Below are 25156 nucleotides of genomic sequence, written 5' to 3' on the forward strand. Positions count from 1 at the left end.
CATTACGGCCGCTTCCTGCAGGAAGCGGCTTATCGCATCGCGTGTCCAGCCATGCTCCAATGCCGCGGCGACGGAGGCTGCAGTAAGAACATACTCCGCCAGCTCGCCGTCTCCCCTGCGCTCGGCTATAGCCTCTAACTCCCAGCGACAGGCATATGGGCAGCCTGGTCCCGCAATCAGCTCCCCGCTCGGCTGCACGATTAACTCTCCTTCATGCGGAGCAGGCTCCGATCGCCAGCGGAACAAACGCTCGCCGGTGTCACCGTCGATCATTAGCCGCCCGAGCTCCAGCCAGCCGAAGTCGTAAAAGAGCTGCAGCCAAATGTCCGGCCAACGGCTTTCCAGCGTCAAATCCGCGCTCCCGTGTCCGTCGTCTCTCTGAAGGACACCGTTGCGACGCGCTTCCCATTGGCGCAGCGAGCTCTCCCTGCCCCAATCCCCTCCTCCTCGAGTCCGCTGTCCCACAATGGCGGCACAGATGGCCGAATCGGATCCAGCGGCTTCCGTAAGCCTGCTGATCAGCCAATCCTGCAGTTGCCTGGCTCTAGTTGTGGAGTGAAGCTGCAGCCACTTGTGCAACTGCTGCTTGCGAAGACGCAGTTCTTCTCCGTTGCGGAGCTCTACAAGATCGAGCGCATGAGCGCCCTCCAGAAACAGCGCTGCTCCCATCGGATAATGGATATCGTGCGTCCTTTGCAAACCGAACGGCTCCAGAGACCCTTCGATGGGACGGAATAGGGCCGCCAGACGGTCAATCGTTTTTTTGGCCAACAGTCCTTTTGCCGTCACTCCAGTATCCAGCTTGTCAAGCAAAGCAAGACCATATAAGAAAATGCGTTCGTAAGGTACAGGCAAGGACTGAAAAACGCCGTTTTTGTCCATAGGCGGCAGTACCTCGGCGTCTGCCGGAACAGCCTCGGATAGCGGCAGACATTCGTAGATACGGTTCATGAGGGGAACATACGCATCGGACGGTATCACCCACCATCGCTCTCCCCATCCTTTACGAATCGCAAATGCGGTCCCCGCCTCTCCTAGACGGGCAAGTCCGCTTCTGATCTCCGCTCCTGGCCGTGCAGTATGTTGACGGAGCGTAGCCGTCAGTTTCTCCTCTTCTATCGGCGATGGTCCGCATATAAGCAGCATGGCGCCTAACACCTTCATCGCATATGGAGGCAACCCTTCGCAGGTTTTAGCTACTGCTTCTGCAATTGCAGCATCGGACTGCCCATCCGACAAGTTTGAGGCCAGCTCGCCGATTGGCGTTCCAATCACTTTAAGGCGCCATTCGGAGGGCAGCCGGACCATCATTTGTTGAATCAGCAAGAGCACTCTCCCCTTTCGCGCCGCATATTCTCCGACTCATCCGGCAGTGCTTTCATCGTGTCCTGCTCGTACATATAGCCTTGCTCCATCATGAACAACTGTCGCTTCCAGGCAAATTCCGTTTCCTTGGTCCCTTCGGTTACGACGGTATAGAACCAGGCTTCGTTTCCCCCGCTCTTAGGTCTCAGCAACCTGCCGATTCTTTGCGCCTCCTCTTGTCTGGAACCAAAGCTTCCTGATACCTGGATCGCAACGGCAGCGTCGGGCAGATCCACGGCCAGATTAGCGACCTTCGAGACGACGAGCACCCCGATTTCGCCATTCCGAAAGCTGTCATACAGGATGGCGCGTTCCTCCTGCGGAACTTCTCCGGTCAACAAAGGGGCATCCAATTCTTTTGCGATGGCATAAAGCTGCTCCAAATATTGTCCTATAATAAGCGTGGGTTTCCCGTCGTGGCGCCCCAGCAGCTTGCGAACGACAGGCAGCTTGTTTTTATTCTCCGCCGCTATTCTGAGCTTGCCCCTTGCCCCGGAATTCGCATATTCGGATCTATGGGAATCATGAAGTCCGACACGAATTTCCGTACAATTGACTATCGATATATAAGCCCCTGCTTCAGCCTTCTTCCACTCCATGTCGTACAGCTTGGGTCCGATTAGCGAATAAACGTCTTCGGCGCAGCCATCCTCCCGTACAAGAGTCGCTGTGAGTCCCAATCTTCTTGTTGCTTGCAGCTTCGCCGTCATTCGGAACACAGGCGCAGGAAGCAGATGCACCTCATCGTAGACGATTAGCCCCCAATCCCGTTCGGAGAACAGCTTCATGTGCGCGAAATCGCCGCTTTTCGAGCTGCGGTGCGTGAGCAGGGTATAGGTGCTGATCGTTACCGGGCGCACCTGTTTATAAGCGCCGCAATAAAGACCGATCTGCTCGGCGGTCAGCGTCGTTTTGTCCAGAAGCTCATTTTTCCATTGCTGTGCCGAGGTGACGCTGGAGGTAAGCACGAGCGTCTCAGTGCCAAGCTGAGTAAGCGAGGCGATTCCTACCACGGTCTTGCCTGTACCGCAGGGCAGCACGACAACTCCGCTGCCTCCCTGCACGCTGCCGTTTTGCAGGAACCGATCCACCGCTTCTTGCTGGTAATCTCTTAGCGCAAAGCCCGCGCGGTTGCCACGATCCGTTAGAAGCCGGACAGGCAGCGACTCTCCGCTTCGATATCCGGCATGGTCCAGCACAGGGTAACCCAATCGCGCCAATTCCTGCTTGAATTCGCCGCGGTTTTCGGGATACAGCTCCCACATAGAGCTATGCAGCTTTTCTTTCCTGCACGCGGACAAGGACGAATGCAGCGCAAGTTGCTCCATGACAGCCTCGTCTCCCGTGACGAGCAGCCTTCCGGCATCCTCGGACAATTGAAGCTTGCCATACCTTCCAGCCCACAACCTGATGCTGGCCGACGCCTGGAGCGGGAGATCGTAGCGCGAATGGCGCTTAAGTCCTTCCAAGACGGAGGCTGCATCTCCGCCGGCGCTTAGCGCATTCCAAAGCGTTACCGGCGTAATCCGGTACGTATGCACGTCCCCCGTCCGTTTCGTCATCTCCGCGACTCTCTGCAGCAGCTCTCTGGCAGCTTGGCCATCAGCCGCTCTTTCATCCAATAGCACAGTCAGGTCGGATTGCACGATCAATGCCCGATCTTTGGCTTCAACCATCCAGCATTTACCTCCCCATCCAGTCTCATGTCATCAGTATGAATGGAAAGGGGGCATTTTATCCGTAATGCTCTACTTTACTTCGATTATAGGCACATTATATGTTATAATAATGAGAAGTAATCTCGGTTAAAGCCTGACAATCTGTACGTGGGAGGCTACATGTTTGAATCGTATTTATTTATTCCTGCTCATTATGCTCTCCATGTTGCTGGCTGGCTGCGCCTCATCTCCTGCCGCAATCGATCGCACAGCCAAGGCAGGCGAATGGCTGGAGGTAACTGATTACATCGACGGCGATACGTTCCGCGTCAAGAGCGGAAAAGATTCGGTGACGGTGCGCTTGCTATATGTGGACACGCCTGAGATCCATAATGAAGATGAAGGCTCCGATCCTTACGGCGACGAAGCGTCCTCTTATACGAAGGAGCTGCTGGAGCAGTCGGGGGAGGTTCGTCTGACCTTTGACAAGGAGAGCAAGGATCATTACGGCAGGACGCTGGCCATAGTCGAGCTTAAAGACGGACGCATCCTGAACGAGCTTCTGCTGCAAGAGGGCTTGGCTAAAGTCATGATCGTAGAGCCCAACGTAAAGATGGAAAACGTCTATAAGGGCTTGGAGCAGCAAGCGAAACACGATATGATCGGAATTTGGAGTTCCGGGCATGAAAAAAGCCAGACCGACATTCCCGTTAAGAAAGCTGCCCAGATCGGCATTGAGTTGATGGTGGACAAACGCGCCGAGCTGGTCACGATCAAAAATACGACATACGACAGCATCAACTTGGAAGGCTGGAAGCTGATCAGCGTTCGGGGCAATCAGACCTATACCTTCGACTCCGTCCAGTTGCCTTCGCAAGGCACGCTGCAGATTTCCTCCAGCGAAAAGAACGCAGCTCCCGATTCAAAAAACATGCTGATTTGGGAAGTCGACAACGTTTGGAACAATAACGAGCCGGATCCCGGCGAACTGTATAACGAAAACAATGAGCTTGTCGCGGTATGGGAGGATCAATAATCTCCCTTGCCCGCGGCAAGCTCATTTTTATGCTGGCATATTCGCGCGATGCTCCGCCATGCCGATCAAAAGTCTGGCGGCATCGAGCATTGCTCTTTCATCGATATCGAAGCGAGGGTGATGATGGGCAAAGCTCGCTCCCGTCTCCGGATTGCCCGCTCCCACGAACATGAAGCAGCCCGGAACACGCTCCAGGTAATAGGAAAAGTCTTCGGCGACGGTGATGGGGTCCGCGTTAATGACGAAATCCTCTCCGAACAGCTCGCTCCCTACCTGGAAAAACCGCTCAGCCTCCTGCCCGTCGTTTACGACCGGCGGATAACCGATGCGCATCTCGTACTGACAAGCCGCTCCGTACATCTCGCAGGTCTGTTGGACAATCGCCGCCAGCCGCTCGAGTATCTGCCTCCTGGTGTCTTCGTCAAAGGAGCGGACGGTACCCTTCAGCCTGCATTTCTCCGCGATCACGTTATTCGTGGTGCCCGCCTGGAAAGAACCGATCGTCACGACCGCCGGATGTATCGGATTAACATTGCGGCTGACGATCGACTGAATAGCCTGCACCATTGCGGAGCCGATGACGATCGTGTCGACGGTGGCGTGCGGCATTCCGCCGTGTCCGCCCTTACCCTCGATGTCGATGACGAACTCGTCCGCGGCGCTCATGAACGGTCCGGGCCTGGAGGCCACTGTCCCGTAAGGAAGAGGCGTCCACAGATGCACGCCATATACCGCATCAACCCCGTTTAGTACGCCGGCTTTGACCATCTCGATCGCGCCGCCCGGCGTTACCTCCTCCGCATGCTGGAATAATAATCTCCGCTCGCCGCGGAACTTGTCCCTGTTGCTATTGTAATAGTCGGCAATCGCAAGCAACGTCGACGTATGCCCGTCATGTCCGCAAGCATGCATGACGCCCGGCACCTTCGAGCTGTAGTCGCAGCTTTTTTCGTCCTGAATGGGCAGCCCGTCCATATCGGCGCGCAGCGCGATGCACGGACCCTCTTGCTCCCCGGCAATCGACACCACAATACCGTTTCCGTACTCGCCGGTCTTTGCCTCGCATCCCAGCTCCTTCAGCCTTCCGGCTATCCACGACGAGGTTTCCCGCTCCCGGAATGAAAGCTCGGGATACTGATGCATATGCCTGCGCCAGGCCACCATCTTTGAGAATTGATGCTGTAGCGCGCTCTCTGTATGCTGCTGTTGTATGGTCATTCCGAACCCCTCCCTGTGTACAAATATCGGAAAGCATAGGTTTTCGCCATAATTGACCTCTATATTCTAGTTTAGCAAGATCGCCGCCAATAAGGAAGTGCTTGCCCGGCAATTAGACAGCCGGCCATAATTCTCAAAAATGTCACGAACATTAGTCCCATGCTACTGGAGTAAGGCTTGCGCTGACTGGGGAAACATACTATCATGAGTAAAGAATGTACAACTATGTCTTGTGAATTTGGGAGGAACAGAAATGATTATTGAAAACTCCGGATTAAACGGCGTTCAGAGCGAGCTGCACCATCTGGACGATGCGGCCGAAAAGGTCGGTTTCGTTCGTTGGCAATGGGAATATTATCGCGCTACATATGATTTGAAATTAACGGATCGGGCCAGCGGCTCCGACTACTTCCTGCGCATCAACACGCGCGCGATCGAGGGCAAGCTGGAGAACCCTCATGCCGTTCTCAATATCGAAGCGGTCTATATCGGACGCTCTACATTCCCGCACGGCATGGAATACGAGTCCCCGGTTCCGAAGCATATCATGGATACAGCTACGCAGCGTCTAGACCAACTGAAGAAACAACTTCTGTAAGAGGTGTCGGCATGAAGGCGACAGGGAACGGTAGCAGAGGCAGACCGGACTTTCTGCTGCTCATCATGACACTGATGCTCGTAGGCTTTGGACTTGTGATGGTGTTCAGCGCCAGCTCCGGAATCGCGGTATTATCGCCGAAATTCGACAATGATGCCCTATATTTCACCAAGCGGCAGCTTGTCTTCGCCATATTTGGCATATTTATGATGTTTTTCATTATGAACCTGCGTTACCAGTTTTTTAAACGCGGGTTCGTTTTGCTTCTGATCCCGGTCCTGCTGATGCTACTGCTCGTACCGTTCGTCAGCGAGGAAGTGAATGGTGCCCGCAGTTGGTTTCACATTGGCCCGATCGGGCTGCAGCCGACGGAATTTGCCAAGCTGACGCTTATCCTTTATCTCGGATCCCTGATCACGAAGAAGGAAGAGAAGTTTCGGGAATTCAAACGCGGCTTATTGCCTGTCATTCTCATCATTTGCTTCTTCTGCGGTCTTATTATGCTCCAGCCGGATTTAGGCTCCAGTATGGTACTGGCCGCGTGCGCAACGATTATGATACTGACAGGCGGCGCCAATCTAAAACAAGTGCTGCTCGCCGGCTCGGTCGCCGCTGTCGCCATCACGTTGATGGTAAGCGTGTCGATGGCGATCAATCCTGCGCCATGGCAATATCGGGTCAACCGTTTTACGGCATTTATGGATCCCATGGGCAACGCGCAGGATGGCGCGTTCCAATTGATCTCCGCTTTGCAAGCACTTGGACATGGCGGTCTGACGGGCGCCGGATTCGGGGGAAGCGTGCAGAAGCTGCACTATTTGGATTACGCTTATAACGATTTTATTTTTGCCGTTATTGCCGAAGAATTCGGATTTATCGGCAGTGCATTATTTTTATTGTTTTTCCTGGTGTTTTTGTGGAGGGGACTGCTCGTCGCGCTTCGTTGCCCGGATTTGTACGGCACTGTCGTAGGCGCAGGCATCGTCGGCCTCTTCGCGATCCAGGCATTTATCAATATTGGCGGCGTAACCGGAACCATTCCGATAACCGGCGTCACGCTGCCGTTTATAAGCTCCGGCGGATCTTCGCTCCTCGTCAGTCTCATGAGCATGGGCGTTCTGCTCAGCATCTCCCGCGAGTCCAATCGTTTGCCGGAGAAGACAGAGAAACAATCGACGAGGTTAATCAGGCCGCACTGAGGCGCTGCGCGCACAACCAAAAAGGCACTTGCCCGGATAACAGGGAAAGTGCCTTCTTCATGTATATAAAATCGCTTATTTCAACCGTTGCTGAATCTCTTCCGGTTCTTCTTCCTTGAAGGCAACGCCCTCCACTTTCACATTTACCTCTACCACTTGCAAGCCGGTCATATTTTCGACGGATTCTCGCACGTTTAATTGAAGCTGACGGCACACTTCCTGAATCGGAATGCCATAATGAACGATAATTCGCAGGTCGATGGCCGCTTCGAGCTGCCCAACCTCGACCGATACGCCTCTCTGCGCATTCTTGCCGCTGAGACGCTTTGCCAGCCCTTCGGAGATCCCGCCCGACATGGCGGCAATGCCTGGAGTTTCAAGAGCTGCAAGTCCTGCTATAGTCGCTACAACGTCGTCAGAAATTCGGATAATGCCTGTTTGAAGATCCTCGGTCATGTCTATCACTCCTCAAATTTACCATATATCATGTATTGTAAAGGAATGGGCGTAATGAAGCAAGGAGCAGTATCACTGACAAATGGTAAATATACCTCTCCGAGCTAATCGGTATATTGGCATGAAAAAAGCAGCCCTCTAAAGGCTGCCCTTCCGATCAAGCGCTTCATATAACACAGCGAGATTGCGCTCCAACCTGCTGACGATCTCCTTGCCCGTTTGCTCCGTTATGAGACCGGCACGCGTGGCAAAGTCGACCTCGCGCGAGAATCCATACATCTGCGTATCGAGCACTTCCTCATACAGAGGGCACTGACGAGTTGTCAGGTTCTCCATCTGCACCTCAATCAACTTCTCTATCTTACTTGCATCTTCCTGTAGAAGGCGCAACGCTCTCTCCTGCAACTTATCAGCAACTTCCGGTGCGGACATGTTTCTCCCCCCTGTGACTCTTGCCTCCAGCATATATACCTTTTATATTAGACGAAATCATCGGAATAAACAAGGATAAAACAGAAAAAGCGCCTCCCCCATACGGAAGAAGCGCTGGTCACGCCCGTGCTAATGATTAATCCGAAATGACATTAACGTTTAGATTGTGTTTCGCGAACACGGCTGCCATTGCTTTTTTAGCCTCTTCCGCGTCCGGTCCGTGTACATGAAGCTCGTAGGAATGACCGCCGACCAAAGTCGTGAACAGACCCAGGATACTCTTTACGTCGATATATTTGCTCTCGGCTTGCAATACGATCGATGAAGTAAATTGGCTGGCTGTTTGGGAGATTTCTACAATTGCTGCGTTATTGGACATGGGCGTTCCCTCCAGTTGAATTAGTAATGCTTTCCTTTGTCACCATGATACTCTGAATCGTGGTATCCATCAAGGGGGCTGGTGAAAAAAACGCTTCATTAGCAATTATTTCAAGCGATCAGGGTTCAATCCTTCCAATTCCGGCAGAACGAACAATCCGTCCTTGCGGATCAGCACGTCGTCAAAATAAATTTCGCCGCCGCCATATTCCGGACGTTGGATGAGCACGAGGTCCCAGTGAATGGAGGAGCGGTTGCCGTTGTCCGTCTCTTCGTACGCCTGACCCGGCGTAAAGTGCAGACTGCCTGCGATTTTCTCGTCAAACAAAATATCGTTCATGGGATGCAGAATGTAAGGGTTGAAGCCGATCGCGAATTCGCCGACGTAGCGCGCCCCTTCGTCGCTGTTCAGTATTTCGTTTAAGCGATCCGTATCGTTGCTCTCCGCCTTGACAATCCGCCCATTTTCGAACGTCAGCGTCACGTTCTGGAACGAGGTGCCGGAATATTCGCTAGGCGAATTGTAGGCAATCGTGCCGTTTACGGAATCCCGCACCGGCGCGGAGAACACTTCGCCGTCGGGGATGTTGCGATGGCCGCAGCATTTTTTGGAACCGATGTCCTTGATGGAGAAGCGGAGATCCGTGCCCGGGGCTACGATTCGCACGCGGTCCGTCCGGTTCATCAACGCCTGCAACGGGTCCATCGCCTTCTCCATGCGGGAATAATCCAGATTGCATACGTCGAAGTAAAAATCCTCGAACGACTCCGTGCTCATTTTCGCAAGCTGTGCCATGGAGGGGTTCGGGTATCGAAGAACGACCCACTTGGTTTTCTTTACGCGTTGTTCCATATGTACGGGATTCCGATAGATTCGATCATACAGCTTCATTTTATCGTCCGGCACGTCGGACAAATCATTTGCATTGTCGCCGGATCGAACCCCAATGTACGCCTGCATATTTTTCATACGTTCCAGATCAAGCTCTGCCCAAAGCCGAAGTTGCTCCTCCGACGCATGAATCAGCATCGTTCGCAAAATGGATCGGTCGCTGTATTCTACGAACGGTCTCCCGCCGCGCTTGGCGACCTCCTCGATCAAACATTTGGTCAATTCCTTTTCGCCGCCTATCATATCGATCAAGACGTTTTCCCCTGGCTGTATGTTCACCGAATACTGGACCAGGTTCTGGGCCAGCTTCTGCAATCTTGGATCTCTCATGTGCGTATCAGCTCCTTCTGATGGTGTTCGGCCCAAGCCCTGCCTATGATTCCCCGGGCATCCATCTTCATCCTAACATGATTCCTGCTTCATTGCACAGAGTCTTCGGCAGAGCCCTCGAACTTCTCGAATCGGACAGACGTATGCCGGGACTCCTTAATCGGCGTACCGCCGCGTTCGTATTCGAAGCTTGTTAATTCCTCCATCTTGATGGGAAGCAGGCGCTGCTTGTCGATGACGATATCGTACCGAGAAGTCGCATGAAGCCGTGACAACATTTCCTCCAGCTCCTTCTTGGACTGCGCAAGGATGGTATCCCGCTTCTCGGATACGTTTAAAGTAATTAGTGTGTCCGCTCCGGAAACGCCCGCGATATCGTCGAATTGCTGCCGAAGCAAGCTGTCCCAGCGAGCCGTCGTAACGTCCGATTTCTCTTCGACCCGAACCGTCAACGTCTTGATTGCTCCGGACTCCGTCTCCGTCACGCCCTCATGGATAATCGTTACGCCTGCATTGGCATCATTAAGCTTGCCAAGTACATCCACCGGATTCCAGCTTACGGGGTCCTGCTCATCGGATTGAATCGTTAGCTGCTTATGGCGGGTAACTTTGCCTTCGAACATCTGCGGCTTGAACATCAGCTCCTCGTTCATCCCCATGCTGATCGCTCCCGTGAAATGGTATTGATCCATGGCGGCCAGACCAGAATAGGCCATCGACAGCCACTCCTCCGGCGATCTATGATCCGCATCAGCTGCGCAGCCGGCAGCAGCCACCGACATTGTCAGCGTCAACAGTAACGCGGCGAACGCTCTCATTCGCACCGACTTCATACACAAATCCATTCCCTCCCTAATATCGCGCTTCTGATTCTATCCTCCCAACATAAGCCTTATGTTATGCGTTAATTCGAAGAACTGAACAATCCTATGGTACAAAGAAAAACGCCTCACAAGAGGCGCCCGTCGGATTACTATTCTATTTATGTCGAACTGCCGACTATGATACAGTTCCTGCCTTTGTTCTTGGCCTCGTACAGGGCCATGTCCGCTCTATAGAACAAGGATTCTACGCTTACCTTCTCCTGGTCAAAGGTCCACTCCGAGACGCCGCAGGACACCGTTACGGACGGCTCCGTTTCTTCGGCGACTTGCTTTCGGATACGTTCTGCGACTCGCAGCGCCTGCTCCGTGCGAACACCGGGCAGATAGATGGCAAGTTCCTCCCCGCCCCACCTGGCAGCGATATCGTCCTGGCGAATCGCCCCCGCAATAATACGGCTTACCTGGATGAGAATCCGATCCCCTACTTGATGGCCGTACGTATCGTTTACACGCTTGAAGAGATCAATATCGACGAGGATTAGCGAACCGAACGGATCCTTGCGTTGACGGCGCTGAATCTGCTCGTCCAGGTAGTGCCTCGCATGCAGCCCCGTCAAATTGTCGGTGATCACCATTCTTCGCACCTCGGCATGCAGCGACGCGTTTGTCACCGCTAATCCGATATGGGTGCTCATGACCTGCAGCAGCTTATAGTTCTCATAGGAGAAGAAATTTTGCTGCTTATGGGTCACGAGAATAACGCCAATTACTTCTCCGTCGCCAAAGATCGGCGCAGCGATCAGGGAGCGCGAGCCCGTATTGTCCATCAGCCTGGAGGATACGACTCTAGTATTCCAATAATCGGATATAATAAGAGGCTCCTTCGTTCGATAGATCATTCCGCAGAAACCGTACTCCGGCGAAAACGTCTCGCTGGCCATCGAGGGTATGTTGCTTGATTTCACCTCGAACACGTCTTTCTTGGGATTAAGCTGGAGCACGCAGCAATAATCGGCATCAAAGATCGTAAGCAGCTCCGTCGTCGCGAACTGGAAAATCTCCCTCAGCTTAAGCGACTGATTGAGACGCTTGGTCATATCGTTAATAAGACGGAGCTCATTGATCAGTAGATTGGACTGCTCGTACAACTTCGCGTTCTCGAAGGCCGAGCCTGCCGTGTCGGCAATAAGCAGGAACGCGGGGAGATCGAGCTCGTCGCTCCTTTTCCCCGCACTAATAGTAATACACAAAACGCCATACGCAGCTTGCTTGCCGGATAACGGGATTGCCACGCGGGTATTGCCGTCGCGATCCTTCTCCTTTGCGGGATTACCGTCCAGGAAAGCCTTGGCCACTATATCATGAGCCGTATTTTTAAAGACAAGCGGACGTATGCGGGGGTCGCCCTCCACATAATCCTGGGACAGATAGAGATATACTTCCGATTGCGGATATAACGTCTCCAGGCTGCGGAGCATCTCGTTTAGGACGGATGTGACATCGATCTGGTCGTACAACCGCTTGGCAGCCTGAAAGAGCTCGTCTCTCCGGCTCGATTCTTGGCTGCTCCTTTCCTGCGTGAGCAGAAGATCCTTTACATACACCCGCTCGAATACGCGGTAGAAGCATCCCCGGTAATGCAGGGCTTGCGCGCCAAGTTCCCCTTCCCCCATTTGCGTACCCGCAGGAGCGACGTACACAAGAATAGCGAACAATTTATCGCAATGGCGACGGAAGATCGGGGTTCCTGCAACGAACCACTCCCCATACTCCGTACTATAGAACGCAAGGTTGTCCAGAACGGACCTTACGGCGGTTTGTACAATTTCCTCGATTCCGATTCCCGCTAAGGTTGAACTTTCACTCGCGCCTGCCGAGCCGTGGCACTTCGCATCTTTGCCGTATATTCCGTATTGACCGCTTCGGAATGCCGTCATGCCCGATGCCTCCGCGCTCCATTCGAGAAATGCTTCCTCTAACAAGGCAGGAAGATAAGGCTCGTCCGCATCATGAATATCTTCATTGGCTAACCAGATGGAATGGCGTTCCTTTCGGTCATTGACCATGCAGCACCTTACCCTTCCTCAGTTGTAACAGGGCGATGAGATTGCTAATTCTATCAACATCATACTTTATTTTTATGATTTTTGCACTAGTCTTTCCATATTTTATAGGACTTTAGCCACCTTTTATGGATCGATAGGGTTTTGAAATACGAAGACGATTCTGCTATCCGCACAATCCTCCTTGACTTTTCCGCTATAAATCATATAATATTTATTGTTGAATACATGGGCGTACGGTTTTGTGTCACCCTCAGGAATAAGGTTCGCTGCATGGCCAGCGGCTGAAGTGTCATCAGGGACGAGAATTGACTTGTCCACCCGAACGTTATTCCGCGAAACACAACCCCATTCTCAAAATTTACTTTGTTGAAGGAGTTAATACGAGACATGGCACGTTATACAGGACCTAAATTTAAACTTAGCCGCCGCCTTGGCATTTCCCTTAGCGGTACTGGCAAAGACTTGAAACGCCCTTTCCCTCCGGGACAGCACGGCCCTAACCAACGCAAAAAGCTTAGCGGCTACGGCGTTCAATTGCAAGAGAAACAAAAGCTTCGCCACATGTACGGCATGAACGAGAAGCAATTCCGCAACTTGTTCGACAAAGCTGCCAAGATGAAAGGTATCGCCGGCGAAAACTTCATGGCGTTGCTGGAAAGCCGCCTGGACAACCTGGTATACCGTCTGGCATTCGCGAACTCCCGTGCGGGCGCTCGTCAGCTTGTTGCCCACGGTCACGTTACCGTTAACGGCAAAAAAGTCGACATCGCTTCCTACACAGTAGCAGTTGGCGACGTTATCGGACTTCGCGAGCGCAGCCGCGGCCTGAAATCCATCAAGGAAGCTCTGGAAGGTCGTCATCACCTACCGAACTACCTGGAATTCAGCGAGCAAGCTGTAGAAGGCAAATACGTGCGTCTTCCTGACCGCGCCGAGCTTTCGCAAGAAATCGATGAGAAACAAATCGTCGAGTTCTACAGCCGTTAATAGCGGTTGATCGCAAACAAGTTTCGAAAAACCCCGAATCCCCTTATAACAGTGGGATTCCGGGGTTTTTGTTTGTGACGGTAAATTGCAGGATAATGCAATAAAATGCACCGAATTGGGGCTAAGTGGGGCTAATCATTATGTGGGTAGGCGCTAATGGCGCGCACACGTTAAAGAGCCGCAGGGATTCCTTTCCCGACGGCTCTTTCTTATGTTACCCTCTAAAGAAATCTACTCATCAAGAAGCAGCATCAACCCGCATTATGTCCATAAATGGTACTCTTTCGGTCTCCCCATTTTTCTGTTCGACGTGAATCAATTTCGTTCGAGAATCCATTTTTACAATCCGTCCGATTACGGATTTCTGATACCACACTTCCAACTGTACCATTGCCTCTTCTTGGTGCGCCTCTACAAGTCGCTCCCCTAGCTCCTCTAAAACAAACTCGTCTCTTGTCGGTCTTTTGGGTCCTTTATCTTTTGCCATAATCGATCACCCCTTATTGGATTTTAATTGCTTGCCTAATTGCATAGTGTAATCAGTAAATTTAGTCCTGATTTCCGTTCGCATTACTTCCCTCACAATTCCAAATTTTTCATCATATCCTCTGCAGTAGTACCTATAGTAAAGAATATCATCGTTTATTTCTTCTTCCACCACTTTAATGTTTCGTTCTCTTAGTTCCTTTTTGTGTTCATAAAAATCGTTAGTGATGCTGAACATGATGTATTCCAAACAACGCATGATTACTCCCTTAAGAGCTATATGAGCAAATCCCATGTCATCATTGCTTTTTTGTATCATCTTCAACATTTGGGGATACAAGATATATTCCCGAATCATAATTAATTCTTCTGAGGTTGGTCGTCCGGAAAGTTTGGGCTGATCCCGCATTTCATATTGCTCCTTGTGCTCCGTCAGCAGCATCTTCGATTTCCAGCGTTCATTACCATCCAGTTTGCTCATTTATAGTGACCTCCGATCTGTCCTGCTCGTTCGCGGGCTACTCCGGCTTCGAGCATTGATGATGCTCTCATAATAGCCATGTCGCCAAATCGATCTTTGATTGCGTCCGTCGTTTTCTCCAGCTCGAATATTTTGTGGCGGTTATCGAAAAGATCCAGCTGCTGTACTCGGTCGCTGGATAGCTGATTCAGAGCAATCATAAGATGCGATGCGGGTAATCCCTGCCAGTACTCATTAAAGAGCCGCATTACAGCCTCTGAGAGCTCTTGTGTGAGTGATGTGGGATTGGTTAAGGTAAGTTGGCGATTAATCGAATTAGCCCTTTTTCCGTCCGTCTCTCCCATGCCAAGGGATACGACCCGCCCTTGTACTCCCAGTCGCCTAGCACGACGGCAGACCTCTATACATAGCTCCAGCAAGACAACTTCAATATCCTCCCTTCGCGTATACAACGAAGCTCTAAGCGTTTTGTCATGACTGAAACGCTGCATGCGTGGCTTGATGATAACGAGATCCTTACATATGGCCAGCGCCTCAAACACACGACTGGCCGTCGTCACTCCGTATTTCTTGGCAATTGGACATGCTGCCAAAATGATTCCTCTACGGCGCTCTGGATCAGCGACAGCTACCGGCCTATCCTTATATTCAGGATAAGCCGCTTTTTCGACGCTTGCATAAAATGACTGGCCGTCAACAAGTAAAATGGACCGTTCAGTAGGCTTGTCGACTCACCTGCTCAACGGCCAGAATTCTATCGATACAAAATGATCGGGGCCCCTCTTTAATTTCATCATAAGCAAAAATTGTACCGTTCTTGACGCTGACAATTCGGATTATTCGCTGACTGAACTGTTGTTGCCCGTTAAGATAAATAATTTCGACTCTATGCCCAATATATTTATCCACCCTATATCCCGACCTTCCGAACGTTTGTTCTTACATTATATACCGAACATGCGTTCTTAATGCAAGGGTAAATATATACAAGGGCATCTGAAGGAATTATTATGGTTAAAATAGCCATGAGGATATACGACTGGGGGACATTTTCATGTGTGGAAGGTATACTTTGGTGGTATCTATTGAAGAATTGATGGAACATTACATGATCGAAAATCTGTCGGAACCTTTTGCACCGCGCTATAACATTGCTCCAAGCCAAATGGTCCTTGCAGTCATTAATGCCGGTGAGCAGAACCGGATCGGACAACTCAAATGGGGCCTTGTGCCTCCTTGGGCAGAGGATGAAAAGATTGGATACAAGATGATCAACGCCCGCGGCGAAACCGTGGCGGGCAAGCCGGCATTCCGAGCCGCATTTCAACGCAAGCGCTGCTTAATCCCCGCGGATGGATTTTATGAGTGGCAGCTGCGTCAAGACGGCAGCAAACAGCCTTATCGAATCGTGCTCAAAGACGTTAAAATATTCAGCTTTGCCGGGCTCTATGAGACATGGACATCTCCCGATGGTAACAAGGTAAGCACCTGCACCATTATTACGACGTCGCCTAACAAACTGATGGCCGACATTCACGACCGAAAGCCCGTCATTCTACCACAACACGCAGAAGCTACCTGGCTGAATAAAGAAACGCCCGCTGCTGGACTCGCCGAACTGATCCGGCCGTATCCGGATAAAGAGATGGAAGCCTATCCCGTCAGCTCATCTGTCGGAAATGTTAAAAACAATTCCGATGAATTAATAAAACATATCTAATCCAACACCTATATGCATTCCAATATGTTTAATACCTCCTAAGAAAGCACACCATAAGACAACAATAATTGGGAGGCACCATCATGCACACTGTATGGAAAGGCGCAATCAGCTTTGGACTGGTCCATATTCCCGTTAAAATGCATTCCGCTACATCTGATAACGACATCCATTTCCGAACGCTACACAAAGACTGTAGCACTCCGATATCGCACAATAAATACTGCTCGCGATGCGACGTTCAGGTAGATCAGGCAAACATCGTTAAGGGGTACGAATACGAACGAAGTAAATTTGTTCTTTTCAGCGATGAGGAGATCGATTCACTAAAACCCGACTCAGCCCGAACAATCGAGATCCTGAGCTTTGCTAACCTTCCGGAAATCGATCCAGTTTACTTTGACAAAGCCTACTACCTTTCGCCTGACATGGCCGGCTCAAACGCATACAATTTGCTGCTTGAGGCGATACGCGTGTCGGGAAAGATCGCTATTGCCAAAATCACTATCCGCAGCACAAGCAGGCTCGCGGCCGTAAGAGTAATCGGCAATTGCCTTTGCATGGAGACAATGCACTTCCCGGACGAAATCCGACCAATCAACAATGTCCCCAATCTGCCGGAGCATGTGATAATTGATAAAAAAGAGCTGCAAATTGCACAAATGCTAATCGATCAGCTAACAGAACCATTTGACCCCGGGCAATATCAGGACGACTACCGGGTCGCAGTGTCTAAGGCAATCGAGCAAAAGATGTCAGGCAAAAGCGTGGACGTTGTCGACGTTCCTGCGCCACGGGCTAATGTCCTCGACCTCATGGCTGCCCTACAAGCGAGTCTTGATCAGTCGGGTGGTAATGCCGAACAAACGAAGAAGGGTAAGAAAAAGAAGGCTAAGGAAAGTGTCTCTTAATGCAAAAATGCTCACCAACCATTTATGGTCGGTGAGCATTCCTCTTTGAACTTATCTAGGGGATATAGTGTTGCACAGGATTGAGAATATAATGAGCAGAAGGATAAGTATTATTGTGCAACCCCGTTACATAGATGACATATCTTTCACCGCCAGCGGGATCAATATCAAATCCAAAATTACCAAACTCATTATTTTTAAGGATCCCTGAGTCAAGAGCTGGCTCAGAACCAAAAGTATCATATTTATATACAGCAAAGAAATACTCTTGGTAATCAGCCACAATAAATGTTATCTGTTGCCAATTGTAGCCCGGGTCAGTTTCAATAATATAGAAATCTGGATCCAAATTTGTACCGGCGTGAAAATCACCAATTACTGAAGTACCAGTTCCTGTAGATGCGATATTATTGGTGATTTGAGGGGCATTGGTCCAATAATCATTTGCAGGCTCATACGCATCATACGCAAAAGCAGATTGGGAGAAGGATAACATGCAAACAGTGATAACACCTATAAATAGCTTTTTAAGTTTCAAAGTATGACCTCCAATAAGAGTTATAGACGCCGGCCAGCTATCCACCTCCAATGTTACCATCATTACCCATTTATATGATATAGGACCCATGTACTTTGTTTGGGTCGAATAATGATGAACCGTGTCATTTAAAGTTGAACCACATAATATTAAAGTATAATATATTCTTGGAGTAAATCTGAAACGACAAAAAAGCCCGCCGTCCTAATGGATAGCGGGCTTGTTTTCTTTCATTTATGCATCCCAAGCTACAACCATCAAATCATAGTTGCTGCTTAGAACAGTGGATGATGTAGCTCCTACTCTAAAGAAAGCTTTACCACCTGGAGGTAAATAAATACTATAGAAGCTATTCTCAGGGTTGAATACTAAACTTGAGTAATTGCTATTAATCAGTACTTGAGATGCAAGTTGAAACTGTGTAGCTGCATTATTATCTAGATAACCTGTTACGAATTTAGGAACACTCGAAGTATTCTCCCACACATACCAATCAACATCAGAACTGTTGGATAGAAAGAGTAGAACTTGATTTGCAATAGGATCTGCCAAAGGGATGGCAGCATCGCTCGTATCACCAATACCGACAACAAAAGGGGTAGCGGTAGAAGCAAAAGCTGACTGAGAAATGGACAACATGCAAATAGCCACTACCACAATGAAAAACTTTTTGAGTTTCATAGTAATACCTCCAAGAAATATTTTGAAAAATTAACTATCACCAACTATGGGAATAGTAACGGGTGTCCAATATAATAGGGGTTATTTTCGTCATATGTCCCCAATTGAGACATCACAAGTACCGTATACTTTTTACCTGCTTGTAAATTGACATAAACAGAAGAAGTCCCATTGTTGGCATCTGCAATTGTATATGCTAATGGTGTCCCGCCCGGGTATTCATACACTCCAAGGAAATACGTAGTTCCTGAAGGTGGTAATAGCCAAATCTCCTGAAGGCCAGTTTTAGGTGATACAAAATTCCAATAGTCCACATCGCCGGATGTTTGAATCCAGGATGTAAACACATTCTGAGAATATTCATAAGTAGTAATAGGGGTATTGTTATTTGGCTCCGTAATATCTTGATCAATTGGTACGGCCGAAACTGCGGAAGTTACAGTCAGTGTAAGAGCAATAGTTAATAATGAAGTTTTTAGAAACTTTTTTAACATAACTACCTCCTGAAAGTAAAAAATCGACTTACGGAGCTGGCCAGCATCCTACCCTAAAAACTACCATATCATCTTTATTAAGTCAAACATATTACAAATTATCTAAAATTTAGTTGGATAGATTTCAATAAACTAGCATTACTCAACAAAACTAAATCTCCAACATTTATCGTACTTCCTTATGGATTGCGTACCCCTATTAGTATCATACTGGAGTCAAACCAATGTAATTACGCCAAAATACGACATTGATCACCATATTCCTGAGTTTTGATGGATGATTTCGGTACAAAAATACCATTTGTAAACAAGTATATTAATGGTAATATAATGTTGTTATTGGATTATAAACACGAGGAGGAGTAGAATGAAATTAAAGAAGTATTTTGCTGTCTTGTTGATGTCCATCTGTCTTTTCAGTGCGTCTCAGTCTGTTTCTGCCATACCAGGATTTGATGATCCAAGTAACGCGATTAACTTTATCGGTGGGTATCAGAGTTCCTCTTTGTATCTTTCAACTGCTTCTGATGTAGATTGGTTTAAATATAAAAACAATACTGGAAATGCGCAATTTACCTTCGCTGATTTAACTACTAGTTCTTATAATTATAATTACAGATTTAGACTGGATGCATATATACAGTATTCCAATGGACTAGAGAGTAATCTGTTTCGGGCCCAAGATTATGGAGTAGTAAATCTACTAAATTATATCTATTTGCCGCCTGGAGCAACCATATTCTATAGAGTTTCTACTGAGAATTTTAATGTAGACGATATAGAATTCTACTCACTCACTGTTGACCAAACACCTGCTTAATAAAGCAAATTGCCCGCCGTCCTAATGGATAGCGGGCTTCGTCTTTCTCTATTCAAGCTGAATTCTATCAATCTCTCTAAACACAAAACAATCCCCATTAACAGATAACCATCAACGCTGCTTGTCTATCCGATCGATCTTACACATGATCTATTACTAGTGGCAAATTTAATTATATTTTGTTTTGAGATAAGAATGAAGTTTGCTTGTGAGAAAACCAACTAAGAAGGTAACCATCACGACAGCTGTGACGTATAAGCTATTTTGAGTTTTCAATCCTAGTTCAACAAAAAAATTTGCTAACCAGAAGATGCTGACAAAAACTACAATTAAAAAAATGAGGGACGGAGTTCCATGAATTAATCGGATCTTTAATGACTTCTTTTCGGAGTTCATTTTACCTCCTTAATTAATACCATCATATAATTTTACTTCAAAAACACTGTCCTGGCCAATAAACATTCCAAAAGAATTCACGGAAAGTTCCTTTGTTCCTCGCTTGGCCAAGATATTGACCTGCAGCTACACAAGTACTGATATTAACTAAGTTCGGTTCAAACATTTCAAAATCCACAGAGCCATCTTCATTTCGAATCTGCTGATACACTGTTAGTACTCCTACTACGATAATAGTTGGAACAGCTATTGCAGCTGTTGAAGATATTATTGCAGCTGCACCTAATACTCCAAATAAACCAGTGACAACAGCAGAACCAACACCAATGATATAAGAAGCATCTCCGCTAGTTATGTGAACCTTATACCCTGATCCAAACCACAGGTCCCATTTCTTTTCGATCCAACTTCCTTTCCAAAACGACCATTTTGCTTGGATGCTCATCGAATCCAAATTTTCTACAGGAACTGGAGTATCTGCAGTTCTTATAGCATCTGCTTTAGTCTCTTCAAATTGAAAATAGACTCTCTCTAAAATAATAGTTTCATCATTTTTAGAGTTAATTTCATTATTTTTTTTCATTTCATTTAGTTTAGCTTCAGTATAGTGTTCATTTACAATTTTACCCGAAACAGCTGCATAGTATTTCTTTCCATTCTTCTCTATTTCTACAACCTTATTCCCAGTTGCTTCATTTGAATAGATAACGTCGGAAGAACAATCGTTACAATTAGCTGACTCAGCCGAAACAGACGACACCGTAGTGAAAATCAATACAACAGCTAAAACAAAACTTACAATCCTTGTTCTTTTAACCAATTTAACGCCTCCTAGCTTCTAATTTTCAGTCTTCATAAACAAGGGAGAAATATTAATATCCCCTCAATCCTATTCTATGGATAAAAGAACCACATTCACCTCCTTTTCCCATATCCAATGATACAACTAAACATGTTTAAAAGTATATAGTAGTTATGACTTAATTAAATTTGATTCAGACAAAATAAAACGACATTTTATTTAGAAATTATTTATTTATTATGGAAATTATTTATTCCTTATGAATTATTTAATCTCTTACCCAATCAAGAGGTCTTATTGCAAAATTCGTTCAGATCTTTCCTCTATCCTACTATTAACACATTTCTTGAATTTCCAATCACTTCCTTATTGATTCAAACCGATACCGTCGTCACACAATTTTTCGGCTTAGATGCAAATAAGCCCGTCAACAGTAAATGGCCAGCGGACTTTGTCATGGTCAGGAAAATTTCCCTTGGCTTTCTCTCGATCACGGCATACTGAGCCCGCGTCAGCGGCTCGTCCGGCCGAAGCGTGCTGTCGGGAAACCCAACAAGTGCGCCGTCCTTAATCGCCTCACGGATCGCCGCCTCTCCCCAGTGACCGGTGATATCGTCTACCGGCTTAATGGGCTGCTCCGGCTCAGGTGTTACGATCGGTGGATTGAGTGCTGCGGCAACGCGGACTTTAAAATCGATCCACCCCGCCCAACTGCCGCCGTCGTACATGAGGCGCGGGCAAATCTTACCACTCCAGTCATAATGACGGGCAGACGGTCGACGCCCCAACCTCGTTCTTTAAGCATCCTAGCCACTAGCTCAACGGCACGTTCAAGCGTTCGGGCGTAGTTGCCGCTCTCACAAATCTCAATCCCGATAGACGTCCTGTTCCCGCTTGCCGCCCCGCTGCCGTCTTCAGCATGCCATGCAGACTCGTTAAGTGGCAGAGTCTCCACCGTCTCTTTGTCGTCCAATACGATATGGTACGACGCCGTCGCAGTATTGGCGGGATTCGTCAGCCAGGATCGCTCATTTCGCGCCGCACTGGACGGGTTAGCCGTGTTGTGTATCGTGATCGTCGTCGGCATGAGCTTATGACCGGGACGGCGGTTGTTAGGCGTGTTGGTCGGGATATGGTCCACGATGTACGTCGGAAATAGCTTTTCCGGGTCGATCTGGATCGCAATGGCGTGATGCACGACGCGCTCATTGTAATCCTGGCTCATGTCCGCTACATGATACTGCCGCTTTTTGTTGACCTTGTCGATCTCCAGCGCATCGAGTAATTGCCGGTTATTCGTAGCCAGCTCCGCACTCCATCCGCCGTCCAGGTTGGCGGACTCCGGATAGCCATAATGCACGGCCATGATGCCCGCCTCTTTGCTGGTCAGCCCTTTGTCGTAGGTGCCACGTCCGTCAACGAGGATAAGCCCAAGAGTGCCGTCTGCCTTGATCCCGGCAATCATGCGCGAATTGGTGCCAAGTACGTCGGACGGCGTGACCTCAGCAGTACGCGGCGGGTCAATGGCCTTGCCGCCAGCGGATAACGTTGGTATGGCGGAGACGGCTAGCGTATGCCCATCCGGCTTGTCCTGCCTGCCAATGCCCCATTTACCAGCCTTATAGTATAGATGCGGACGCTGCTCCGTCTTACCGGCCACGTCCGGATAGATCGCCTTGCCGTCGCGATGAGTCAGGCCGAGCAAGCGGCCGTCGGCAGCAAAGTAGGAAGCATTGAAACAGATCCAATTTCCCCCGTGCTGCTTAACCTGGTCTGCGAGGATGCCGGAGACGGTTTTACCCTTACCCGTCACGAGCTCCGCCCGTAAGATGGCCGCCGTCGGCACATCAACGACGCGCATATCTGTCCAACCCTCGCCATTGCTGTACTGGCCGCTACGTGGATACGTCAGCGGCCCCTCCTCTACTTTACCGGATGCGATCCGAATACGCTTATGAGCGATCATTGCTGACACCTCCAGACTTGCCGCGCAGTACCTCCACGGCCTTTGTAATAACCGGCGGAATCGGCACCCCGAGCCGACCAGTGTTTTCAATCAAACTTAACAGTTCCCCCCGCTAGATAAAAAAAGATCGCTACATCCCTAATGAGATGAGCGTCCCCAAGCGTGGTATCCAGCATGTGCGCCACTGCAACGATTGCCAGCGTTCCGATTTTACGGGTTACGCCTAGCCAAAGTTGTTTACTTAAAAGTCGGCCCTCTTTACCAACCAAAGCAACTCCGCTCAAAAAGTCAATTACATTGAAAACTACGAGTACTGTCATGAGCTGCGTCCATCCTCCCCACATAAATGATTCAAAAGCGCCACCACCAGCAACTACCACTTTGATTATCGTATCCATCGATATACATCCTGTATTAAAATAGGCCCGCTCGAACTAAGGAAAATTTTCCTGAGCAAATAAAAAAACAAGATCCCATATTTGGAACCTTGTCACTCTGCCAATTCGATTTTCGGTTCTTCCTGTAGCGACTCCTGCTGCTTTTCGAAATTGGTTATGGTTTCTCCTAGCCATAACTCAACCGCTTTGAGAATGTCGATCTGCCGTTCCCCATGCATGATAGAAATAGCGATTACGCATTCCTTGATCTCTTCAACCAGATTATCGACGTCGGCCAATATCTCAATTTTCTTCTTGATTTCAGCCACAAATTACACCCCCTCTCAATAAAAAAGGCCCTTGAAGTATCAAGGACTTAGAAGCGTTTACATATAGAGTAAATTCTCGCAGGAAAATGTGTAGGTCTGTCGAATCAGTACACGACAATCCGATTCTAGAAAGGAGAATGGTCTCATGTCATCAACAAACCATCGATGATTCAAGCTTTAAGAGAAGAGCGATCGGTCGAGAAACCATCGATCGTAATCCCGCCAAAAAAATGATTAAATGGAGGAAGTCAAATGTCAAAAAACAATAAGCCGCAATCAAATGCCATTAAACACGTTCAGGGATCAGTCGAAAAGCCATCAATGGTTATAAAACCTGATCAGAGTCCTCCGAAAGAAAAATAGTTTTAGGTGTACTCTTTTGAGCTTCTTTAAATGCATCTGCATCATATATTTTTACATATGTCCCCGATTTGATATCGACAAAAATTCTGTCGACGGGGACTTTCTTTTTCAACAATATCCGTCACGAACTCCACATGTTTTAAACTAACTCTCTCCGGTTCGAAAGTTCGAGAAACATTACTCAACTCCCCCATAAATCCCGGTCCAGGTTTATCAATCTTTCCAATCTCAACAATTTGCGCTTCATTCTTTAGAAACAGTTCGTCCCAGACGGAGGGGTTTTCTGACAAATCGGCAAGATTCTTTTCATTTCGAACGAAATTTATTAACATCCTCAACTTTTCATTTGTAAACATAATCCAACCTACACTGAATACAAAACTAACAAGTATACTCAGTAAGAGGAACCACAAAAGAAATTCCGGCCTATTTGTTTCCTTCACCAGTTCTTCAATTGACCATATCTGATTAATTTTATTCGTCCAACTCAAAACAAGACATAACAAGTTATGCAATAGAAGAGTTGCAACTGATACAGGTATCCACAACAAAGCAGATATTGTAGTGAACTCAATCGGCGTATGCTTGATTACAGGATTCACTCCAAATGACTGTATCCAAAAATACATCAAAAATCCCGGAAGCAAAAAAACTATCGTGCCGATAAAACTTTCCATTGATTCTCAACTCCTTAATTCAAAATTGATTCGACACAGTATCCGTATAATCCTTTTACAATACAAAAGGCTCTCGGGATTCCGAGAGCTCTTTATGGTCTTATTGTATTCTTATTAAACTGCTGGTTTACTACTGATAAATGTTTAATATAAAACTTTTTTTCATTATGGAATACTCTTTTCATGGATTTTAATCTTTAAATAGTTCCAATGATTGAGTTACTAACTTGTCGTCTTTATCATAGCCTGAGCGCAGATAGACTTTCATAGTCTGACCAATCTGATGATTATTCCAATATTCTATATCAGTAAACTCGAATTCCGCTTGAATACCATTGTAATCTACTGTGATATCCCACTCAGCTGGAACATATTCTTGCTTAGTCGTAGGATTACCTTGGTAGTCTGTTGTGTTTACAGTTTCGTAATAACCATCTTCGAACTCCTTATGAATAATGGTTGCACTAACTCTAGTATATTCATATCTTAAGGAGCAACCACTCAATAATATAACGAGTCCAATGAGTATAGTGATTTTAATACTGAATTGATGTCTCAAGAAATTTCCCCCGATAGATTATAATTATCGCTAAATGCACTAATATCCTTTTCCGGTTAGACCCCCTAAATCCGGAGACATGCTAATGCTTGCTTAGGTAGTCGTAGTATTGCGTCT

The 25156-nt window shown here is 48.0% G+C and carries 30 protein-coding genes; 7 read left to right on the forward strand and 23 right to left on the reverse strand.

Annotated features, from left to right (window positions below):
- Together PAT3040_RS04185 and PAT3040_RS04190 are read right to left on the reverse strand one after the other, a co-directional pair.
- The coding region (locus PAT3040_RS04185; RefSeq protein ID WP_181376431.1) for a hypothetical protein at positions 1-1326 on the reverse strand (1326 nt) is incomplete at its 3' end.
- Positions 1320-3041 (reverse strand): DNA repair helicase XPB, encoded by a 1722-nt coding sequence (locus tag PAT3040_RS04190; RefSeq protein WP_108991642.1) that lies wholly within the window; start codon positions 3039-3041, stop codon positions 1320-1322. The genes PAT3040_RS04185 and PAT3040_RS04190, both read right to left, overlap by 7 nt.
- A gap of 166 nt (positions 3042-3207) precedes the next feature.
- On the opposite strand from PAT3040_RS04190, the gene PAT3040_RS04195 reads away from it, so the two are divergent.
- Positions 3208-4059: a thermonuclease family protein gene (locus PAT3040_RS04195; RefSeq protein WP_108991643.1), complete on the forward strand. Its 852-nt coding sequence runs from the start codon at positions 3208-3210 to the stop codon at positions 4057-4059.
- Positions 4060-4086: 27 nt separating this feature from the next.
- Here the strand turns inward: PAT3040_RS04195 and PAT3040_RS04200 are convergent, their stop codons facing one another.
- The gene (locus PAT3040_RS04200; protein ID WP_108991644.1) at positions 4087-5277 is read right to left on the reverse strand and encodes an amidohydrolase; all 1191 of its coding nucleotides are present in this window, start codon (positions 5275-5277) and stop codon (positions 4087-4089) included.
- A gap of 253 nt (positions 5278-5530) precedes the next feature.
- Here PAT3040_RS04200 and PAT3040_RS04205 point away from each other — a divergent pair, with 253 nt between their 5' ends.
- Positions 5531-5875, forward strand: a complete 345-nt coding sequence (locus tag PAT3040_RS04205; protein ID WP_087567761.1) for a YugN family protein — start codon at positions 5531-5533, stop codon at positions 5873-5875.
- A gap of 11 nt (positions 5876-5886) precedes the next feature.
- Positions 5887-7074, forward strand: coding sequence for a putative lipid II flippase FtsW (gene ftsW / locus PAT3040_RS04210; protein ID WP_087567760.1), 1188 nt, complete (start codon positions 5887-5889; stop codon positions 7072-7074).
- A gap of 75 nt (positions 7075-7149) precedes the next feature.
- On the opposite strand, the gene PAT3040_RS04215 is transcribed toward ftsW, so the two are convergent.
- From PAT3040_RS04215 to PAT3040_RS04240, 6 genes are all read right to left on the reverse strand, one after another.
- Positions 7150-7530 carry an Asp23/Gls24 family envelope stress response protein gene (locus PAT3040_RS04215; RefSeq protein ID WP_087567759.1) on the reverse strand — a complete coding sequence of 127 codons (381 nt, stop codon included), beginning with the start codon at positions 7528-7530 and terminating at the stop codon, positions 7150-7152.
- 138 nt (positions 7531-7668) lie between these two features.
- Positions 7669-7962: an Fpa/YlaN family protein gene (locus PAT3040_RS04220; RefSeq protein ID WP_087567758.1), complete on the reverse strand. Its 294-nt coding sequence runs from the start codon at positions 7960-7962 to the stop codon at positions 7669-7671.
- Between the two features lie 136 nt (positions 7963-8098).
- Positions 8099-8341 (reverse strand): HPr family phosphocarrier protein, encoded by a 243-nt coding sequence (locus PAT3040_RS04225; protein ID WP_087567757.1) that lies wholly within the window; start codon positions 8339-8341, stop codon positions 8099-8101.
- Between the two features lie 105 nt (positions 8342-8446).
- The gene (locus tag PAT3040_RS04230) at positions 8447-9562 is read right to left on the reverse strand and encodes an aminopeptidase (protein WP_108991645.1); all 1116 of its coding nucleotides are present in this window, start codon (positions 9560-9562) and stop codon (positions 8447-8449) included.
- A gap of 89 nt (positions 9563-9651) precedes the next feature.
- Positions 9652-10401 carry a hypothetical protein gene (locus PAT3040_RS04235; RefSeq protein ID WP_219930229.1) on the reverse strand — a complete coding sequence of 250 codons (750 nt, stop codon included), beginning with the start codon at positions 10399-10401 and terminating at the stop codon, positions 9652-9654.
- A 143-nt stretch (positions 10402-10544) separates the two neighbouring features.
- Positions 10545-12452, reverse strand: a complete 1908-nt coding sequence (locus PAT3040_RS04240; protein WP_108991647.1) for a sensor domain-containing diguanylate cyclase — start codon at positions 12450-12452, stop codon at positions 10545-10547.
- 387 nt (positions 12453-12839) lie between these two features.
- On the opposite strand from PAT3040_RS04240, the gene rpsD reads away from it, so the two are divergent.
- On the forward strand, positions 12840-13439 hold the full coding sequence (gene rpsD / locus PAT3040_RS04245) for a 30S ribosomal protein S4 (protein ID WP_087567753.1): 600 nt from the start codon (positions 12840-12842) through the stop codon (positions 13437-13439).
- Positions 13440-13677: 238 nt separating this feature from the next.
- Here the strand turns inward: rpsD and PAT3040_RS04250 are convergent, their stop codons facing one another.
- Genes PAT3040_RS04250 through PAT3040_RS04260 form a run of 3 tightly spaced genes read right to left on the reverse strand, consistent with a single transcriptional unit; the run spans position 13678 to position 15113 of the window.
- Positions 13678-13926: a YolD-like family protein gene (locus tag PAT3040_RS04250; RefSeq protein ID WP_108991648.1), complete on the reverse strand. Its 249-nt coding sequence runs from the start codon at positions 13924-13926 to the stop codon at positions 13678-13680.
- Positions 13927-13932: 6 nt separating this feature from the next.
- Positions 13933-14406: a YhjD family protein gene (locus tag PAT3040_RS04255; protein WP_108991649.1), complete on the reverse strand. Its 474-nt coding sequence runs from the start codon at positions 14404-14406 to the stop codon at positions 13933-13935.
- Positions 14403-15113: a Y-family DNA polymerase gene (locus PAT3040_RS04260; RefSeq protein ID WP_108991650.1), complete on the reverse strand. Its 711-nt coding sequence runs from the start codon at positions 15111-15113 to the stop codon at positions 14403-14405. Before PAT3040_RS04260 ends, PAT3040_RS04255 begins: the two co-directional genes overlap by 4 nt.
- Before the next feature lie 347 nt (positions 15114-15460).
- Between PAT3040_RS04260 and PAT3040_RS04270 the strand changes: the two genes are divergently transcribed.
- Both PAT3040_RS04270 and ku read left to right on the forward strand, forming a co-directional pair.
- On the forward strand, positions 15461-16126 hold the full coding sequence (locus PAT3040_RS04270; protein ID WP_108991652.1) for an SOS response-associated peptidase: 666 nt from the start codon (positions 15461-15463) through the stop codon (positions 16124-16126).
- An 83-nt stretch (positions 16127-16209) separates the two neighbouring features.
- Positions 16210-17037, forward strand: a complete 828-nt coding sequence (gene ku, locus PAT3040_RS04275; protein WP_108991653.1) for a non-homologous end joining protein Ku — start codon at positions 16210-16212, stop codon at positions 17035-17037.
- A 55-nt stretch (positions 17038-17092) separates the two neighbouring features.
- Here the strand turns inward: ku and PAT3040_RS04280 are convergent, their stop codons facing one another.
- The 3 genes from PAT3040_RS04280 to PAT3040_RS04290 form a co-directional block, all read right to left on the reverse strand.
- Positions 17093-17575 (reverse strand): hypothetical protein, encoded by a 483-nt coding sequence (locus PAT3040_RS04280; RefSeq protein WP_108991654.1) that lies wholly within the window; start codon positions 17573-17575, stop codon positions 17093-17095.
- Between the two features lie 234 nt (positions 17576-17809).
- Positions 17810-18256, reverse strand: a complete 447-nt coding sequence (locus tag PAT3040_RS04285; protein ID WP_108991655.1) for a hypothetical protein — start codon at positions 18254-18256, stop codon at positions 17810-17812.
- Between the two features lie 44 nt (positions 18257-18300).
- A complete protein-coding gene (locus PAT3040_RS04290) occupies positions 18301-18750 on the reverse strand; it encodes a hypothetical protein (protein WP_108991656.1) in 450 nt (149 codons plus the stop codon).
- Between the two features lie 367 nt (positions 18751-19117).
- Between PAT3040_RS04290 and PAT3040_RS04295 the strand changes: the two genes are divergently transcribed.
- A complete protein-coding gene (locus PAT3040_RS04295) occupies positions 19118-19570 on the forward strand; it encodes a hypothetical protein (protein WP_108991657.1) in 453 nt (150 codons plus the stop codon).
- A 433-nt stretch (positions 19571-20003) separates the two neighbouring features.
- Here PAT3040_RS04295 and PAT3040_RS04305 read toward each other — a convergent pair whose 3' ends face one another.
- The 8 genes from PAT3040_RS04305 to PAT3040_RS04330 all read right to left on the reverse strand — a co-directional run bounded on the left by PAT3040_RS04305 (position 20004) and on the right by PAT3040_RS04330 (position 25039).
- Positions 20004-20786 (reverse strand): hypothetical protein, encoded by a 783-nt coding sequence (locus PAT3040_RS04305; protein ID WP_108991659.1) that lies wholly within the window; start codon positions 20784-20786, stop codon positions 20004-20006.
- A 356-nt stretch (positions 20787-21142) separates the two neighbouring features.
- Positions 21143-21496, reverse strand: a complete 354-nt coding sequence (locus tag PAT3040_RS39850) for an S-layer homology domain-containing protein (RefSeq protein WP_373863924.1) — start codon at positions 21494-21496, stop codon at positions 21143-21145.
- A complete protein-coding gene (locus tag PAT3040_RS38400) occupies positions 21418-22734 on the reverse strand; it encodes an N-acetylmuramoyl-L-alanine amidase (RefSeq protein WP_258234825.1) in 1317 nt (438 codons plus the stop codon). Before PAT3040_RS38400 ends, PAT3040_RS39850 begins: the two co-directional genes overlap by 79 nt.
- Positions 22721-22801, reverse strand: coding sequence for a hypothetical protein (locus tag PAT3040_RS39660; protein ID WP_307719153.1), 81 nt, complete (start codon positions 22799-22801; stop codon positions 22721-22723). The genes PAT3040_RS38400 and PAT3040_RS39660 overlap by 14 nt, the downstream gene beginning before the upstream one ends.
- 19 nt (positions 22802-22820) lie before the next feature.
- Positions 22821-23132: a phage holin family protein gene (locus tag PAT3040_RS04315; RefSeq protein WP_307719152.1), complete on the reverse strand. Its 312-nt coding sequence runs from the start codon at positions 23130-23132 to the stop codon at positions 22821-22823.
- A 92-nt stretch (positions 23133-23224) separates the two neighbouring features.
- Positions 23225-23440: a hypothetical protein gene (locus PAT3040_RS04320; RefSeq protein WP_108991660.1), complete on the reverse strand. Its 216-nt coding sequence runs from the start codon at positions 23438-23440 to the stop codon at positions 23225-23227.
- 404 nt (positions 23441-23844) lie between these two features.
- Positions 23845-24480, reverse strand: coding sequence for a DUF6338 family protein (locus PAT3040_RS04325; RefSeq protein WP_108991661.1), 636 nt, complete (start codon positions 24478-24480; stop codon positions 23845-23847).
- A gap of 190 nt (positions 24481-24670) precedes the next feature.
- Positions 24671-25039, reverse strand: coding sequence for a hypothetical protein (locus tag PAT3040_RS04330; protein ID WP_108991662.1), 369 nt, complete (start codon positions 25037-25039; stop codon positions 24671-24673).
- Between the last annotated feature and the right edge of the window lie 117 nt (positions 25040-25156).

The sequence above is a fragment of the Paenibacillus agaridevorans genome (genome assembly GCF_003112455.1).
GTDB classification, from domain to species: domain Bacteria; phylum Bacillota; class Bacilli; order Paenibacillales; family Paenibacillaceae; genus Pristimantibacillus; species Pristimantibacillus agaridevorans.